We start from the raw sequence: 15920 nt of genomic DNA, 5'->3' as shown, positions 1-15920 counted from the left end.
TTCCAGATCTGAATAGTGGGTTTCAGGTTAAGTCGTTAGAACAATCAAATTTGAGAATGAAATGAAATCTTCACTGCCGCTGACGGCAAGTATATATGCTCTTTTGGTACTGATTTGGGCGACGACGCCGCTCGCGATTGTGTGGAGTGTGCAGGAAATACATCCGATGTGGGTGTTGATTATCCGTTACTTCGGCGCATCTATTATTGCGCTGTTTCTGTTGAAATTGATGCGTGATCCTTTGCCGTTTGATGAAACCTCATTAAAAAGTTATGTGGCAGGGAGTTTGAATTTGATTGGCGCACAGTTGTTTATTTATCTCGCAGCCAATTATCTCACCTCTGGTTTAATGGCACTGATTTTTGGTTTTTCACCCTTAATTGCCGGTTTGATTGGGCATGTAATTTTAAAAACACATAAATTGGTCGCTTTGCAGTGGTTGGGCATGGCGGTTGCAGTGGGTGGTCTAACTTTTGTCTTTGCAGATTCTGCTGATAGCAAAGTCAATCCAATTGGCGTTGTACTGATGCTAATCAGCATGGTGTCGTATATTAGTTCGATTTTTTGGGTGAAGCAGATTAATGCACCGTTAAAGCCAATGTCTCAGGCAACAGGTTCTCTGATTGTTTCTGCCTTGGGTTCGGTACTCATCATTCCTTTTATCTGGCAGCATTTTCCAACCGAATTGCCAAGTGGCCGTGCCATGATAGGTTTTGTCTTTACCATGATCATGTCATCTATTGTGGCAATGCTGTGTTACTTCTGGCTGATCAAACGTTTGGCGGCATCAACGGTGTCACTCAGTAATGTTATGACACCTGTCATAGCATTGGTTTTGGGAGCGACGTTGAACAGTGAACATATTAGCTCCAATGCCTTTGTTGGAATCGTGGTCGTGATGTTTGGTATTGTGATGTACTTTTGGAAAGAGTGGCGCGAGTAATATTTTAATAAAGTACGTTGAACCGTGTACATCTACAGAATTATAAGGAAGCTGCGGCTTCCTTTTTTTTCTATACCTTTGCGCTAAAGAGCGTGTTTCACATGGAACATGATGGCATTGTCGAAACAATCGACAGTTGGTGTAAAAACAACAAAATAACAAACAACAGCTACAGTCAGTTTGAGTACTATGGAATGAGTTATAAAATCAAATAGATCTGTTTGATAAAAATAAATTTAGGACAATTTTAAATGTCTGAATCTAACAAAATCGTGGTATATGCAGCGCTCTTCGGCAATTTAGCGATTGCACTGGTGAAGTTTGTCGCTGCCTATATCACGAATAGTTCGGCCATGTTGAGTGAAGCTATTCACTCTGTGGTTGATACTTTAAATGAAATCTTACTGCTCTACGGTATGAAAAAATCGCAGCAGCCAGCAAATGCACGCCATCCGTTTGGCTATGGGAGAGAGCTGTATTTTTGGGCTTTTATTGTGGCGTTGATGGTCTTTGCTTTGGGTGCGATCGTGTCGATTTATCAAGGGATTAGTCATATTTATCACCCCGAAGAAATGCAAAATCCGATGATTAACTATATCGTATTAGGTATTGCGATTTTGTGTGAAGGGACCTCTTGGTTTGTGGCATTGAAAGCATTTCGTAAAATCAAAGGGAAACAGGGCTATTTTGAAGCATTTCGACGCAGTAAAGATCCGACGACATTTACCGTGTTATTTGAAGATTCAGCAGCGCTGATTGGTCTGTTTATTGCCCTGATCGGTATCTATTTATCACACGCGCTGAATATGCCAATGCTTGATGGTCTGGCATCAATTCTAATTGGGGTTGTACTCGCTATTTCAGCAATTTTACTTGCACGTGAGACTAAAGGATTGCTTATGGGGGAAACCGCAGACCCGCAGTTGAGGCATAATGTCTTGATGGTGGCAGAGCAAGATCCTGCGGTGCATTCTGCCAATGGGGTGTTAACAGAGCAGATGGGGGCACATCAAGTTTTGGCATCTTTGAGTCTTGAATTTAAAGATAATTTAACGTCAGATGATATCGAAGCTTGTGTCAACAGAATTGAAGCACAAATTAAACAGCTTCATCCTGAAATTGTGGCACTCTTTGTCAAGCCTCAATCTCGGAAGGTTTGGCTTGAGCGCATGAAAGGTCGTCTTGATCAGTAGGTCTGCGAGGTTAAATACTTTGCATGGTTTGTCAGCACAGTGAATGAATTTTAAATACACATGAATCAAAAAACTCAATCAGCACAATTTCAAATCAGTACTGAACGCTGTATGAAACATACGTGGACGAAGCCTGTATTTGATTATCTGGCAACCGACCATTTTAATGGGGAAAAATTCTTTAATACCATTCGAAATCCAGATCCGTTTACGCGTAAAGATATGCTGAAATGGATCATGACGCGTAAAAGCGACACGTGGAAAGTAGATCGTGAGCAAGAATACCAACAGTTTTTTGCCTCTTCGCGTAGCATTCCGCAAAATCGACCTTTGGCTAAAATGGATGATTGGTTGGTATGGTTTGTCGGGCATGCTACGGTTTTGATTCAAATTGGTCCATATAATTTTTTGACCGATCCTGTGTGGGCGGAGTATGCAGGCCCACGTCAGGGGACTGGACCACGACGCGCGTGTCCTGCAGGCATTGCTTTAGAAGAATTACCCACCATTCATGGGGTTTTACTGAGTCATAACCATTATGATCACATGGATTTGGCAAGTCTAAACTGGTTGCATGAACAATTTGTCATGCCGATTTATACCGGTTTAGGTAACGCTTATTATTTGCCAACACATTTCAATGTCATCGAACTCGATTGGTGGCAATCGGAAATGTTTGAAGATTTACGCATCGTCTATACGCCGGCACAGCATGGCTCAGGGCGTGGATGGCGCGATCAAAATCATGCCTTATGGGGCGGGTTTTCTATCGTACATAGCACAGGGCATTTTTTCTTTGCAGGTGATACCGGTTATGCCGCACATTTCAAGCAAATTCATACACGCTTAGGCGCACCGCGTGTGGCGTTATTGCCGATTGGGGCTTATGAGCCACGTCGTTTAATGAAATATTTGCATATGAATCCCGAAGAGGCTTTTCAAGCGCATAAAGACTTACAGTCTAAATGTTCATTGGCCATGCATTATCGGACTTTTCAGTTGACCGATGAAGCTAGAGATCAGCCGGAGCATGACTTACATCAAGCCATGCGTAAAACGTCAAAGTTAATGAATCCATTTTTGACCATGCATGAAGGCAAAAAACTGATTGTTTAAGGATTAATTAGAAGGTAATTGGAATATTTAATGCCAAGAAAAAACCACCTTAAAAGGTGGTTTTTTATTCAAAGATAAAACTTAAAGCAAGCCAGGATTACCTTGAGCTGGATCAGTAGCACGAGCAGCTTGCGCATCCGCTACAGTTAAGCCTAATGCTTTTGCAACACCTTCACCATAAGCTGGATCACATGCGTAACAGTTACGGATATGACGGTATTTGATGAAGTCGAGTGCATCGCCCATTGCGCCAGCAGTGTTGTTAAACAATGCTTGTTTTTGTTCATCATTCATTAAGTTGAATAATGCACGTGGTTGACTGAAATAGTCGCTGTCATCTTCACGATAATCCCACAAGTCAGCATCACCAGTAATTTTCAATGGTGGTTCTTTGTATTGTGGTTGCTCTTGCCATTGGCTGAAGCTGTTTGGTTCATAATGCGGTGTTGCACCATAGTTACCATCCATACGGCCTTGACCATCACGACGGTTCGAGTGAACAGGGCAACGTGGTGCATTTACAGGAATTTGGTAATGGTTTACACCCACGCGATAACGTGCAGCATCAGCATAGTTGAATAAACGCGCTTGCAGCATACGGTCAGGTGAGAAGCTAATGCCCGGCACCAAGTTACTTGGTGCAAAAGCGGCTTGTTCAACATCTTGGAAATAGTTTTCAGGATTACGGTTGAGTTCGAATTCACCCACTTCAATCAACGGATAGTCGCCTTTAGGCCATACTTTGGTTAAATCAAATGGGTGATAAGGTACTTTTTCTGCATCAAGTTCAGGCATAATTTGAACGTACATTTTCCATTTTGGAAAATCGCCGCGTTCAATTGCATTGAACAGATCGGTTTGTGAGCTTTCACGGTCTTTGGCAATAATCGCTTCAGCTTCAGCATCGGTTAAGTTTTTAATGCCTTGTTGAGTGCGCATGTGGAATTTAACCCAGAAGCGTTCATTATTGGCATTAATAAAACTGAAAGTATGGCTACCAAAACCATGCATATGACGGTAACCATCTGGAATACCGCGGTCAGACATCACAATAGTAACTTGGTGTAGAGCTTCAGGAAGTAAAGTCCAGAAATCCCAGTTATTAGTTGCACTACGCTTATTGGTTTTAGGATCGCGTTTCACTGCTTTATTTAAGTCAGGGAATTTACGAGCATCACGTAGGAAGAAGACAGGTGTGTTATTACCAACTAAATCCCAATTACCTTCTTCAGTATAGAATTTAAGGGCAAAACCACGAATATCGCGTTCTGCATCTGCAGCACCACGCTCACCCGCTACGGTAGAGAAACGAGCAAAAAGTTCAGTTTTTTTACCAACTTCTGAGAAAATTTTAGCGCGGGTATATTGGGTAATATCGTTAGTCACGGTAAACGTACCGAAAGCACCAGAACCTTTGGCATGCATACGACGCTCTGGAATTACTTCACGAACGAAATTACCGAGTTTTTCATTAAGCCATAGGTCTTGGGCAAGTAAAGGACCACGTGCACCTGCCGTCATACTGTTCTGGTTGTCTACAACAGGAGCACCAGCATCAGTTGTTAGGTGGGTGACAGGACATTTTTTAACGTCGTCGCTCATTGAGTATCTCCATTATTATAATCATGTATTAAAGTTGGGAGTTATAACCTTTCAATTGATAACACGCTCAACAGCACATGACATTAACCGTTTTGTTAATTCATTTTAAAGTGACAATGTGACAACAGTTTTTCTCTCATTCTAAAATTTTTCAAGCAGCAATCAATCGAAGAGAAGTCATAAAACTGTAGCCGTTAAAAGCTTAAAAATCTTTATATACTTATTGACTCTAAAGCTTTCTGTGGCTTTTTACAAATGGAAAAATAGTTTTGAATAAATGGTTAATTCGATGAATCAAGTTGTTGAATTTAAATTATTTGTTTATATATTTGTTTTAACATTTTATCGATGAATTAAACTCAAATATATCGCTATGATAGGTAGAACAGGACGAAATATTTAAACCCATATTTTTATTATGGATTTTGGCCTTAATATAGGTTTTTTAGCTGATTCTAGTTAATGAAAGACATTTTTGAGCTATTAATATTGGAGAGTTTTTCAACATTAAAGACATTATTTAATACTTAAAATAAGCTAAAAATACAGCTGAAGAAATATTGGCAAGTGGTCTAAGTTGATTTAGAAAATTGTAAATAAATTCTTTATGGGGCGATGGTTGGCACACCTATCTTTATTGTTGTCAGGTCAGGTGTTGTCACTCCAGCTTGAATCGATTCCTACATCATATCAACATACTAGGCAACCTTACGTGATCGCATATCGTAGTTGAGGGGGTTAATGGCGAACCCATTTTGACCTCGGGATATATTTTACTCCCAAAAGGATAAGCACTTAAACAAGACTGGACCGTATTGGCATGAGCACATGGCACGACTGTGTGGCTGATACAAGTGCTCCTTCAAGTGATTATACAATGGGCCTGTATATAGTTTGCAACTAGTCATAGATGGTGCAATCGACAGTTGTTTGAGGCATGGCTATGTAGTGGTTGCAACAGATTATCAAGGACTGGGTAAGCCAAAACTACACCCTTATATGAATGTAGTCAGTTAAGTTTATAATTTGGTGGATTCTGTCCATGCACTGCATTCTTGGAAGCCGAAGCAATTTAATAAAGACTGGATGGTGATGGGGCATAGTCAAGGTGGTGCAGCTGCTATTGCGGTTGCAGCTCAGGGGCAAAAAGATGCGCTTGAATTGAATCTTAAAGCTGCAATACCCTTGGCACCGGATGGTTATCAATATGAATGTATTGCTGAATACGTAGAAACCAATCCAAATCCAGATACCAATGTAGCGGCATTTTTCCCCATCGTGTTGTTGGGAGCAGCCGAAGCAGATCGATCAATGTAGATCAACAGGTTAGTCCAGATATGCAGTCTTTACTAAATCAGGCCCGTAAACGCTGTTTGTCAGAACTACAAACTGAGTTAAAACAAGCACCTCAGCCAATCTTTTAAAAAATTCAGACTTAAGGCCATCCCCAAGCTATTTAAAACGTCAGTCGATTGAATATATGACCCTAACCGTAACACTGATGTTTGTTTAAGGCGCCGCAGACCATTTGTCGATCACCTTGGTACTCAAAGTTATTACCAAAAAGTGTGCAAATAAAAAATTACCAGTAGTCTATCAGGCGATCCCAAATGGCGATCATCGTGGTGCATTAGGCCATAGTCCAAAATATACGGCTGAATTTTTAAAGAGCTTACAACTGGCCAGCATTGCAAAGGCGTATAAATGAGACAAGTAAGCTGGCAATAAAAGCTTAACTTCTAAAGCACTTTTATTGACGGATGAAACAAGTGATGAATGATTTTCTTCTACCGTAAAAATGAATTTCCTAAATATCTAAAATAACTGGTTTAAGAGCCGATTTTTTGTAAATAACATGACTTTATTTTATTCACCGATGCATTTGAAACATCATTAGACTTGTCCGCGAAGTCTAATCGCGCAACATATGAATTATATCTCGCTTTAATTCATCCCACTCCCCAAAATCAGGCTCAATCAATAAAGTTTGCGACACAAAGCCATAACACACCCGCTGCATATTTAAAGCCATCTGTTTGAGCTGTTCATCATCCTGTATAAATGGCTCAAGCATACTGCGCCACATTTGCACCATCATGGCATAACTCTTACGGTAACTTTCAATATCTGAAATCTGCCGTTCTAACAAAAACACCTGTGACCATAAAAACTGCTGTGCTTGAATTTGCTCAATTTGAAAATGAATAATTCGCTCTAAATACGTCTGAAACTTCAAATCTGTGGATAACTTGATCAAGCTATGTGCATAACTTTTTAAGCTTTCCGCATTGTGTTTCACATGTAAATGAATGGTTAGCGCAATCAAATCTTCCTTTTTAGAAAAATATTCATAGAACGTTCCCAAGCCCACGCCTGCAAGGTCGGTAATTTCCCGAATGGTAATTTGGCTGGCAGGACGCTCATGCAAAAGCCGAACAAAACTGTCCTGTAAGGCTTCTTGCGTCAGTTTGGCACGTGATTGACGTGGCTTACGCCGTATTTGAATGGCTGAATGCTTCATATTTTTAAGCGCGGAAAACCGAACGTCTATGCTTTAAATTTTCTCTATACTGAAATGAAAAGCCAACAAGAACAAGCGGAAAATATAGACGATGAATACATTAGAACAGACATGGATGACGCATCAAATCAGCAACCAATTTGATGAACTGGAAAACTACAATCTATTTTCAAGCGATACGGTTTTACATGAAATCTTAAAGCGCTATGGCAGCCACGATCAGCCGATCTTATGCGAAATGGGCAAAGTGGCAGGTTCGAGTGAATACTTTCAGCATGGGGCTTTAGCCAACAAACATACCCCAATTTTACATGCCTTCGATGCGCGAGGCCGCCGTACTGACTTTATCGAGTTTCATCCTTCATGGCATAAATGGATGGGACTCAACCGCCAGTTTGATACCCATGCACATCCATTTAATCAGCCAAATTCCAAGGCAAAATGGGTGGAGTGGGCAGCACGTTTTTATTTAGCAGGTCAGGTCGAGTGCGGCAATTTATGTCCAAATTCAATGACGCTCGGCAGTATTCCACTCATTCAGCGCGAACCTGAACTATGGGCGAAAATTGGCGAGAAACTACTATCGACTGAATATGATGAACGCGATGTACCGATTGCGCAGAAAAAGTCGATTTGGCTCGGTATGGGCATGACCGAAAAGCAGGGCGGTTCAGATGTACGTGCTAATGAAACTATAGCTGTGCCTGTGGCAGAAACAGGACGAGGCAAAGCTTATTTACTCACGGGGCATAAATGGTTTTTCTCTGCACCGATGTGTGATGCGCATTTGGTGGTGGCAAAAACCGAACAAGATGGCTTGGCTTGTTTCTTTGTGCCGCGTTGGTTGGAAGATGGCACGAAGAATAATATTCAGGTGCAACGCCTAAAAGAAAAAGTCGGTAACCGCAGTAATTCAAGCTCGGAAGTCGAATTCAAAAATGCATGGGGCATTATGATTGGTGAGGCAGGGCGTGGCATTCCAACCATTATTGAAATGGCGAATTATACCCGTCTGACCTGTTCGGTCGGTTCGAGCGCCATGCTGCGTCAAGCTTTGGTGCAATGCATTGCCTATACTCGTCAGCGTCAGGCTTTTGGTAAACATTTGATTGAACAACCCTTAATGCGTGCAGTTTTGGCAGATTTGGCTTTAGAGAGTGAAGCAGCGACGCAGCTCAGTTTCCATTTGGCGCAGTGCTATGAATCAGATGATGCCTTGTCTGTGGCATGGAAACGCATTATGACCCCTGCAGCTAAGTTTTGGATTTGTAAACGTGCAGTCGAACTAACTGGTGAGATGATGGAAGTCTTTGGTGGTAATGGCTATGTCGATAACGGCATCATGGCGCGCATTTTTAAAGAAGCACCTGTGAATACCATTTGGGAAGGTTCAGGCAATGTTATGTGCCTAGATGTGCTGCGCGCGATTGGGCGTGATCCTGAATCTATTGAGGTGCTGTTTAAAGATTTGGCCAGTACAGCAAGTACAGATGAAAGCTTGCAAACAGAATTGCAGGACTTGTTCAGGTTGTTCCATCAATCGCCTGAAGATTTACAATTTATGGGGCGCAGTTTGGTCAGTCGTTTAACGGTACTTGCACAAGCGGTGTTATTGAAACGCTATGCGCCTGATTATGTAGCAAATGGTTTTATTCAAAGCCGTTATAGCGCTAAACACGGGCAAGTGGTGGGGATGTTGGATGCCAAAATGGTCGATGTAGAGCGTTTGCTGGAAAGGGCTTTTGCAAGCTAAATACAACGTATTTCCGTCTCTCAATGGGAGAGGGTTAGGGAGAGGGAAATAATGTGGCAAAGCAAAGTTTTTATGGCCTTGAGACTAACTAAGCTGTATCAAAAAGTCATAGGAAAGTGCTTGAAAAAATCTAAAAATAGACCAATATATGCACTACAGCACGAAGGTGCTGTATAGGCAAAAGGTGAATGCAAATGGCAAAGAAAAAAGTCCTGCCTGAAGTTGAAGTTCGCAACTTTGTGGCAAAACACATGAACAATTTTAACAAAAGCCAAACTTTTGTAGATCGAAAGAAAAATGCGAAACGTGGCTATGACAAGCACAAAAAAGGGAGATACTCAAATGACTATCTCCCTTTTTATTGGTCTGTATTTTTATAATTTAACTGACTATTCGTGTCGCTGATTTCACCATATCACCTAGACCATGAGTCTTAAAGTAATACTCCATTAAGCTTTTCACCATCAGTGGATTATTCATGCTTAAGGCACGATCCAAGAGCTCTTTTGCATCTGGCATCGGCACATGGCAGATGGCTTTACGAACTTTCAGGATATTACTCGAACTCATCGATAGGGTATTAAAGCCCATTGCCATCAATAAAATAGCGGTGAGTGGATCACCAGCCATTTCCCCACAAATACTAATCGGCTTGTCGTATTTATGACATTCTTGCACCAAACGAGTCAGCGCACGAAGTACGGCTGGGTGTGAGTGTGAATAGACATTGGCAACACGTGGGTTATTACGGTCAACCGCAAGTAAATATTGGGTTAAATCGTTTGATCCGACCGAGAAGAAGTCAACCAATTCAGCAAACTCATCGATCTGTAACAGCACACTCGGCACTTCGACCATGATGCCGATTTTGGGTTTGGTAATCTTCACCTGTTCTTCTTCTTGCACCGCTTGCCAGTCACGATCAAGCAAATACAACGCTTCTTCGACTTCGCTGACACTGGTCACCATCGGCAGCAAAATATGCAAGTTGTTCAGGCCAATACTGGCTTTGAGCATGGCACGAATTTGGGCTGAAAAAATCTCAGGATGATCGAGAGTAAAGCGAATTCCACGCCAACCCAGTGCTGAGTTTTCTTCTTCAATCGAGAAATAAGGCAGGTCTTTATCTGCACCAATATCGAGGGTACGCATCACCACTGGTTTATTGGCAAAATGACTCAGCTGTTGACGATAAATAGCGCGCTGTTCTTCTTCACCAGGGAAGCGATCACGCAGCATAAACGGAATTTCAGAACGGTATAGACCGACACCTTTGGCGCCACGTTGTACACCGCGAACCACATCGATCATCAAGCCAGTATTTACAAACAATCGAACTGCAACACCATCAGGGGTGATGGCATCTTTGGTTTCGTATTGCTTCAGATCTTTAGCAATTTGCTCTTCTTCTTTTTGAATCTCTTTATAACGTGTGCGTAAACGACGAGGTGGATTGATGAATACACGACCTTGATGTGCATCGACAATCATTTCGACATCATCGAGGGTATTAATTGGTAGTTCAGTCACACCGACTACGGTTGGAATACCGAGGGCACGTGCCACAATCACCATGTGTGAGTTCATGGCACCTTCAGTGGTTACAATCGCCGCTATTTTATCGACAGGGAGTTCAACCAAGGCAGCCGTAGAAATTTCCTCACCAATTAAAATGCTTTCATCGGTGATTTCACGGTGACTGGCATCTGCTTCTTGCAAAAAGGCCAAGATACGACGCCCTAGATCTTTTAAGTCTGAAACACGTTCGCGGAGATAGTCATCTTCCATCTGTGCAAAGAGCGCAATGTGTTTATCAATAACAATGCGTACCGAACCTTGTGCCCAGTTACCGTCACGAATTTCACTTTTGATTTCCGCGGGGAGGGCATTGGCATCGAGCATCCGCAAGAACACGCTAAATAATGCCCGCTCTTCGGCCATGAGGGCATCTTGCATCTTTTCATCGAGAGACAAAATTTCTTGACGAACTGCGTCTATGGCATTGTCGAGTAATTCGAGTTCTTCACTGATGTCATCGGCTTCACGATCGGGGACTGAAGCCAAATCAGCAGGTGGATACAGGATGACTGCACGACCTAGCGCAATACCGCCTGAACCTGAAATACCTTGGAAAGTTTTATAGGCAGGGAGGTTGTTTGGTTTACGAAAGACTTCAATATTCCCGACGGCATGTGCATGGGCAATCACCCCTGAAAGTTGAGCGCACAGGGTCACGAGGAAAGATTCGGCAGCTTCGCTAAAGTCTTGAGGCTCTTTGTTTTGAACCACCAAGACGCCCATAACTTTACGGCGATACATCACCGGAACCCCGAGGAAGGAATTGTAAATTTCTTCCCCCGTTTCTGGCAGATACATAAAGCGTTCATGCTTCGGTGCATTGTCTAAGTTGACGATTTCTTCACGTTGTCCAACTAAGCCGACCAAACCCTCACTGGTATGCAAAGAGACATGCCCAACGGCTTCAGGGTTTAAACCCTTAGAAGCCATCAGTAAATAACGATGATTTCGTTCATCAAGCAAGTAGATTGAGCAGACATCCACATGCATGGCTTCGGCCACTTGATTGACCATAATGTCTAAAGATTCATGCAAACTGGCCGACGCATTAATCTCTTGGACTATGCGTCTTAAGGTATCCAGTTGCATGTTCGACATCGTGTCTGCTCCAAAATTTATTCTGCTTTATTTATAACAACACTCATCCTAAAAATCTGCATCCATTCTGCAAATTTTTACGGTTTTTGCGGAAGCTGATTGCACAGCTCCACCATGGCTTTACGATATACATCGCGTTTAAAATTCACCACTTGACCCAAAGGGTACCAATAGCTGACCCATTGCCATTGATCAAACTCTGGTGGGTCTGACAAATCCAGCTGAATATGCTGTGCCGAAGCCGTCAGTTTTAATAAAAACCACTTTTGTTTTTGACCAATACAAACGGGGTCTGAATCCGTACGTATATACCGATGTGGCAAACGATAGCGCAACCACCCTTGGGTTTGTGCTATCACCTGGACGTGTTCGGGCAGTAAGCCAACTTCTTCTCTCAGCTCACGGTAAAGTGCCTGTTCGGGGGTTTCTCCATGTTGGATACCTCCTTGTGGAAATTGCCAGGCATTGTGACCAATGCGCTTTGCCCATAAAACTTGTCCAATGTCGTTTGCCAAAATGATCCCGACGTTGGGTCGGAAACCTTCTGAATCGATCATTTGGCTACCTAAATATTGTGTAATTTATGACTTTGCTCACGGGGACGTTTATTTCTGTGTCCATCTCGAAAAAGCAAAGTGTAAAAATGTTAAAATTGTTATGATCTTAACGAATTTCTATCGACTAGCGGAGATAGATTTACAATTTTTTTCTTAAATTTCAGCTTTTACGAGTATTTTCATGAAATTGGCACTGTTTGACCTTGATCACACCTTATTAAATACCGACTCAGACCATTCTTGGGGGGAGTTTTTGGTCAATGAAGGCTTGGTTGATCCAATTCATCATCGTGCCATGAATGATAAATTTTATGATGATTATAAAAAAGGCCAGCTTGACCCGATTGCTTATAACGAATTTGTATTTGAGTTTTTAACTCAACATGACAATGCCTACTTAACTGAGTTACATCAGTTGTTTATGAAAAAAGTCATTCGTGCGCAAATGCGTCCAGAGGGCTTTGCTGCCATTCAGCGCCATCAAGATGCAGGGCATCAATTGGTCGGGATCACCGCAACGTCTGATTTTATTACCGCACCGATTTTTCGTGAATTTGGTATTACTGAAATCATTGCAACCAATGCCGAAGTTGTGGATGGTAAATATACGGGTAAAGTGATCAATACTCCGTGCTATCAAAAAGGCAAATTAGTCCGTTTGAATCAATGGTTAGAAGGTCGTGATGTGACAGAATCTTGGGCCTATTCAGATTCGATTAATGACCGCTTCCTATTGGAATATGCCGATCATGCCTTTGCAATTAACCCAGATGACCGTTTAGAAGTCCTAGCAAAAGAACAAGGTTGGGACATTCAAGACTGGTCAATTCAAGCCTAAAGATGAACATGAAAAAAAAGCATCTTGAGATGCTTTTTTATTTGACGTTCTTTTGATTAAACTTCGGCTCACTTATTTGAACTATCGCTCCATATGCAGACAGAAACTTCTTTTAAACATTTAATTCAAATTTTTATAGGGCCACGTGCTCAATCTTATTTAATGTTCATAGAACAACAAGGTGGACAGCACAGTGGCCTGAGTTGGGCGGGGTTAATTTTTGGGCCCTATTGGTTACTCTATCGGAAGATGTATCGCTATTTCTTCTTATTCTTTGCGGTTGGTTTTTTGATTAGCATGTTGGCGCTCATCATCGGTGTGCCTGAACAGGTCTTGATGGGGCTGTCATTGATTCCTAACGCCGTACTCGCAGGGATCGGAAAGCGGCTTTATAGCGATTTTGCTGTGCAAAAGACCAAAGCCTATATGCAGCAGCCGAAATATAGTGAGCAGGTGTTTGCTGAAGAAGGCGGAGTGAACTGGGGGCTGCCTTTATTGTTGGTATTTATTCAATCGGTCGTGATGATTATGCTCAGTTTGCCTTTTATTCAATTTTCACCGCTGTAGAATTCTGTAATTGAGTGCGTGTCCGTTCCGTGTTATATCCTTAAAACAGAATAATTTTGTATCCATAAACAATAAGTTTTAACACGGAGAATGACAATGAGTGTACGTCCACGCATGACTCATCTATTTGAACAACTGGGTTTAGATTCGAGTGAAGACGCGATTGCTTTATTTATCGTGACGCATCAACTCAGTGCCCAAACTAAAATTACCGAAGCAGATTATTGGACAGATGCTCAGCGCCAGTTCTTGGCCGAAAAAATTAAGTCAGATGGTGAATGGGCGATTATTGTCGATCAATTGAATGAATCATTACATGAAGATTCGTTGACGAAGTAAAACTGACGGGTCTGCCTTGGTATTTAATGGGATCGGCTGAAAAAGGTGATCCCATTTTTAATGCAAAAGAAATTTAAGCGATCATTCAACATATAGAAAATCATTCACTTTTGCTAAACGCTCAAACAGATCAATAAAAAAGCCACCATAACGGTGGCTTGATTAATAACTGAATTTTGTAGGTAAAAATTCAATTAGATGTGTTTCATCAATTCAACCAGCTTTTGTGCAGCAAGTGACTGAGTACGGCCTGGGTGCCATACCATGCCCAATTGACGATTCATGTTTGAAGGTAAATTCAATTGTTTTAAATCTTGGTTCAATAAGGTTTTAGGAAGGACAGACCAACCGAGACCAATGGAAACCAACATACGAATCGACTCAAGTGAGTTATTGCTCATGGTAACTTTTGGCTTGAGTCCATACTTTTCAAACTCAGCCAAGGTAATTTGACTGGTATAGGTTTGCGCTGCAGGTAAAAGACTTGGGTATTGGATCAAATCCTCTAAGGTCAAATGTTCGACTTGCGCCAAAGGATGGAAAGGCGCAACCACGAATACCAGTGGATCATTCCATGTCGTGATGTATTTTAAACGGCTGTCACCTTGTGGTGGTAAAGTCAAAAATGCCAACTCTAAGTCACCTGCCAAAACTTGCTCATGGGCTTGTTCAGAATCAACAAAGTGTACATCTAAGGTCACTTCTGGAAACTGTTGTACATATTGACGCAAATGCGCCGGTAAATGGTGTAAGCCGATATGATGGCTAGTGCCAATTTTCAGTTTACCTTGAACCTGACCTTGCTCATGGCTGAGCGTATGGTGAATATCGCCCAACTCATTCAGCCAGCTTTTTACTTTTGGCAAGAGAGAGTTTGCTGCATGCGTCGCTTGAACACCACGACCCGCCGATTCAAAAAGTTTGACACCGAAGTATTCTTCTAAACTGTGAATACGTTTGGTCACAGCAGGTTGCGTAATGAAGAGCTGATCTGCTGCCAAAGAGATCGAACCAGTTTCCATGACTTTTACAAAGGCTTCAAAGGCTGCGAGATTCATCTTCATTCCTATAAAGAATTTTTATGCGTAGTCTCATTGTTATAATATTTTAAGAATAAATCAAAGGAAAAGTTGTATCTTTTGATTTAAAACTAGGCGTTCAAGCCAGATGACGCTTTAAATCTGAGGGAATTTTCTTAGTTCCATAGCGTTATTCGAGTACTTGGTCGCTGCATGATTTAAGGTTGGACTGTGACGTTTTCAGCTCAAATGCGTTGTTACAAAGTTGTTTTTTAAACCGAAACCAGAGTTATGCATAATATAAAAATACAGGGCTGGAAAGTACTTCAACCGTTTGACTTGAAAAGGAGCGATGGCGTTTCTTGTTAACTCAGCATTGAACTAAAAAAAAATGAACTCAAGTTTTGATGGCTTGGGGAATATACTTTTCATTGAATAATTAAAGCAACAGGTACAGTCAGGGCGGCATCGATTAGCGATGCTGTACCTCACAGGGAGAAGGCGATGGATATTAAACACATTAAAAATTTATTGGATATTTTTGAAGGGACAGTCGAAAAGCGCTGTGCGATATATGAAATCGCAGATGATGAAGACGACGAAAACCGTGCAGCTGCCGAGTGTAATGCGGCAAAAAACAAACTGATTCTTGCGATAGAACAATTGGTTGAGGCACATGATCAACTGGCTTTACAGCAAAAAACCAAGCTTTGATGTTCTGTCTACAATTGAATCTATAGGATGAAATCGATGGAAAGTTAAAGTGGATGGAGTCAAAGAACGTTTTAAGGTCATT

16 protein-coding genes are annotated in these 15920 nt (G+C 41.7%); 11 read left to right on the top strand and 5 right to left on the bottom strand.

Going from position 1 to position 15920, the window contains the following annotated elements; translation table 11 throughout:
* The first annotated feature begins 61 nt into the window (after positions 1-61).
* The 3 genes from FTT76_RS03865 (at position 62) to FTT76_RS03855 (ending at position 3252) form a co-directional block, all read left to right on the top strand.
* A complete protein-coding gene (locus FTT76_RS03865; RefSeq protein ID WP_180190069.1) occupies positions 62-943 on the top strand; it encodes a DMT family transporter in 882 nt (293 codons plus the stop codon).
* 251 nt (positions 944-1194) lie between these two features.
* On the top strand, positions 1195-2136 hold the full coding sequence (locus tag FTT76_RS03860; protein WP_078192768.1) for a cation diffusion facilitator family transporter: 942 nt from the start codon (positions 1195-1197) through the stop codon (positions 2134-2136).
* 60 nt (positions 2137-2196) lie between these two features.
* Entirely contained in the window at positions 2197-3252 is a 1056-nt protein-coding gene (locus tag FTT76_RS03855) for an MBL fold metallo-hydrolase (RefSeq protein ID WP_180190068.1), read from the top strand.
* An 81-nt stretch (positions 3253-3333) separates the two neighbouring features.
* On the opposite strand, the gene FTT76_RS03850 is transcribed toward FTT76_RS03855, so the two are convergent.
* A complete protein-coding gene (locus FTT76_RS03850; RefSeq protein ID WP_111884100.1) occupies positions 3334-4854 on the bottom strand; it encodes a catalase in 1521 nt (506 codons plus the stop codon).
* A 1026-nt stretch (positions 4855-5880) separates the two neighbouring features.
* Here FTT76_RS03850 and FTT76_RS17800 point away from each other — a divergent pair.
* Together FTT76_RS17800 and FTT76_RS17795 are read left to right on the top strand one after the other, a co-directional pair.
* A complete protein-coding gene (locus FTT76_RS17800) occupies positions 5881-6171 on the top strand; it encodes a hypothetical protein (RefSeq protein ID WP_180190067.1) in 291 nt (96 codons plus the stop codon).
* Positions 6172-6382: 211 nt separating this feature from the next.
* Positions 6383-6562, top strand: coding sequence for a hypothetical protein (locus tag FTT76_RS17795; RefSeq protein ID WP_180026622.1), 180 nt, complete (start codon positions 6383-6385; stop codon positions 6560-6562).
* Positions 6563-6766: 204 nt separating this feature from the next.
* Here the strand turns inward: FTT76_RS17795 and FTT76_RS03835 are convergent, their stop codons facing one another.
* On the bottom strand, positions 6767-7375 hold the full coding sequence (locus FTT76_RS03835) for a TetR/AcrR family transcriptional regulator (RefSeq protein WP_180002945.1): 609 nt from the start codon (positions 7373-7375) through the stop codon (positions 6767-6769).
* A 91-nt stretch (positions 7376-7466) separates the two neighbouring features.
* On the opposite strand from FTT76_RS03835, the gene FTT76_RS03830 reads away from it, so the two are divergent.
* Positions 7467-9128: an acyl-CoA dehydrogenase family protein gene (locus FTT76_RS03830; protein ID WP_180190066.1), complete on the top strand. Its 1662-nt coding sequence runs from the start codon at positions 7467-7469 to the stop codon at positions 9126-9128.
* Positions 9129-9322: 194 nt separating this feature from the next.
* Positions 9323-9508, top strand: a complete 186-nt coding sequence (locus tag FTT76_RS03825; RefSeq protein ID WP_180190065.1) for a hypothetical protein — start codon at positions 9323-9325, stop codon at positions 9506-9508.
* 1 nt (position 9509) lies between these two features.
* Here the strand turns inward: FTT76_RS03825 and ptsP are convergent, their stop codons facing one another.
* On the bottom strand, positions 9510-11804 hold the full coding sequence (ptsP, locus tag FTT76_RS03820; RefSeq protein ID WP_180190064.1) for a phosphoenolpyruvate--protein phosphotransferase: 2295 nt from the start codon (positions 11802-11804) through the stop codon (positions 9510-9512).
* 77 nt (positions 11805-11881) lie between these two features.
* Positions 11882-12361, bottom strand: a complete 480-nt coding sequence (locus FTT76_RS03815) for an RNA pyrophosphohydrolase (protein WP_078189729.1) — start codon at positions 12359-12361, stop codon at positions 11882-11884.
* A 181-nt stretch (positions 12362-12542) separates the two neighbouring features.
* Here FTT76_RS03815 and FTT76_RS03810 point away from each other — a divergent pair, with 181 nt between their 5' ends.
* The 3 genes from FTT76_RS03810 to FTT76_RS03800 all read left to right on the top strand — a co-directional run bounded on the left by FTT76_RS03810 (position 12543) and on the right by FTT76_RS03800 (position 14105).
* Positions 12543-13199 carry an HAD family phosphatase gene (locus tag FTT76_RS03810; RefSeq protein WP_078189728.1) on the top strand — a complete coding sequence of 219 codons (657 nt, stop codon included), beginning with the start codon at positions 12543-12545 and terminating at the stop codon, positions 13197-13199.
* A gap of 93 nt (positions 13200-13292) precedes the next feature.
* Positions 13293-13766, top strand: a complete 474-nt coding sequence (locus FTT76_RS03805; protein WP_180190063.1) for a DUF2628 domain-containing protein — start codon at positions 13293-13295, stop codon at positions 13764-13766.
* Between the two features lie 96 nt (positions 13767-13862).
* Positions 13863-14105: a DUF2789 family protein gene (locus FTT76_RS03800; protein WP_078189726.1), complete on the top strand. Its 243-nt coding sequence runs from the start codon at positions 13863-13865 to the stop codon at positions 14103-14105.
* 194 nt (positions 14106-14299) lie between these two features.
* Here the strand turns inward: FTT76_RS03800 and FTT76_RS03795 are convergent, their stop codons facing one another.
* Positions 14300-15163 (bottom strand): LysR family transcriptional regulator, encoded by an 864-nt coding sequence (locus FTT76_RS03795; protein WP_078189725.1) that lies wholly within the window; start codon positions 15161-15163, stop codon positions 14300-14302.
* A gap of 465 nt (positions 15164-15628) precedes the next feature.
* Here FTT76_RS03795 and FTT76_RS03790 point away from each other — a divergent pair, with 465 nt between their 5' ends.
* Positions 15629-15838 (top strand): hypothetical protein, encoded by a 210-nt coding sequence (locus FTT76_RS03790; RefSeq protein WP_180024477.1) that lies wholly within the window; start codon positions 15629-15631, stop codon positions 15836-15838.
* Positions 15839-15920 lie beyond the last annotated feature (82 nt).

The organism is Acinetobacter sp. YH01009 (assembly GCF_013420765.1).
Classification (GTDB): domain Bacteria; phylum Pseudomonadota; class Gammaproteobacteria; order Pseudomonadales; family Moraxellaceae; genus Acinetobacter; species Acinetobacter amyesii.
This window is presented reverse-complemented; position numbering and strand designations above follow the sequence as displayed.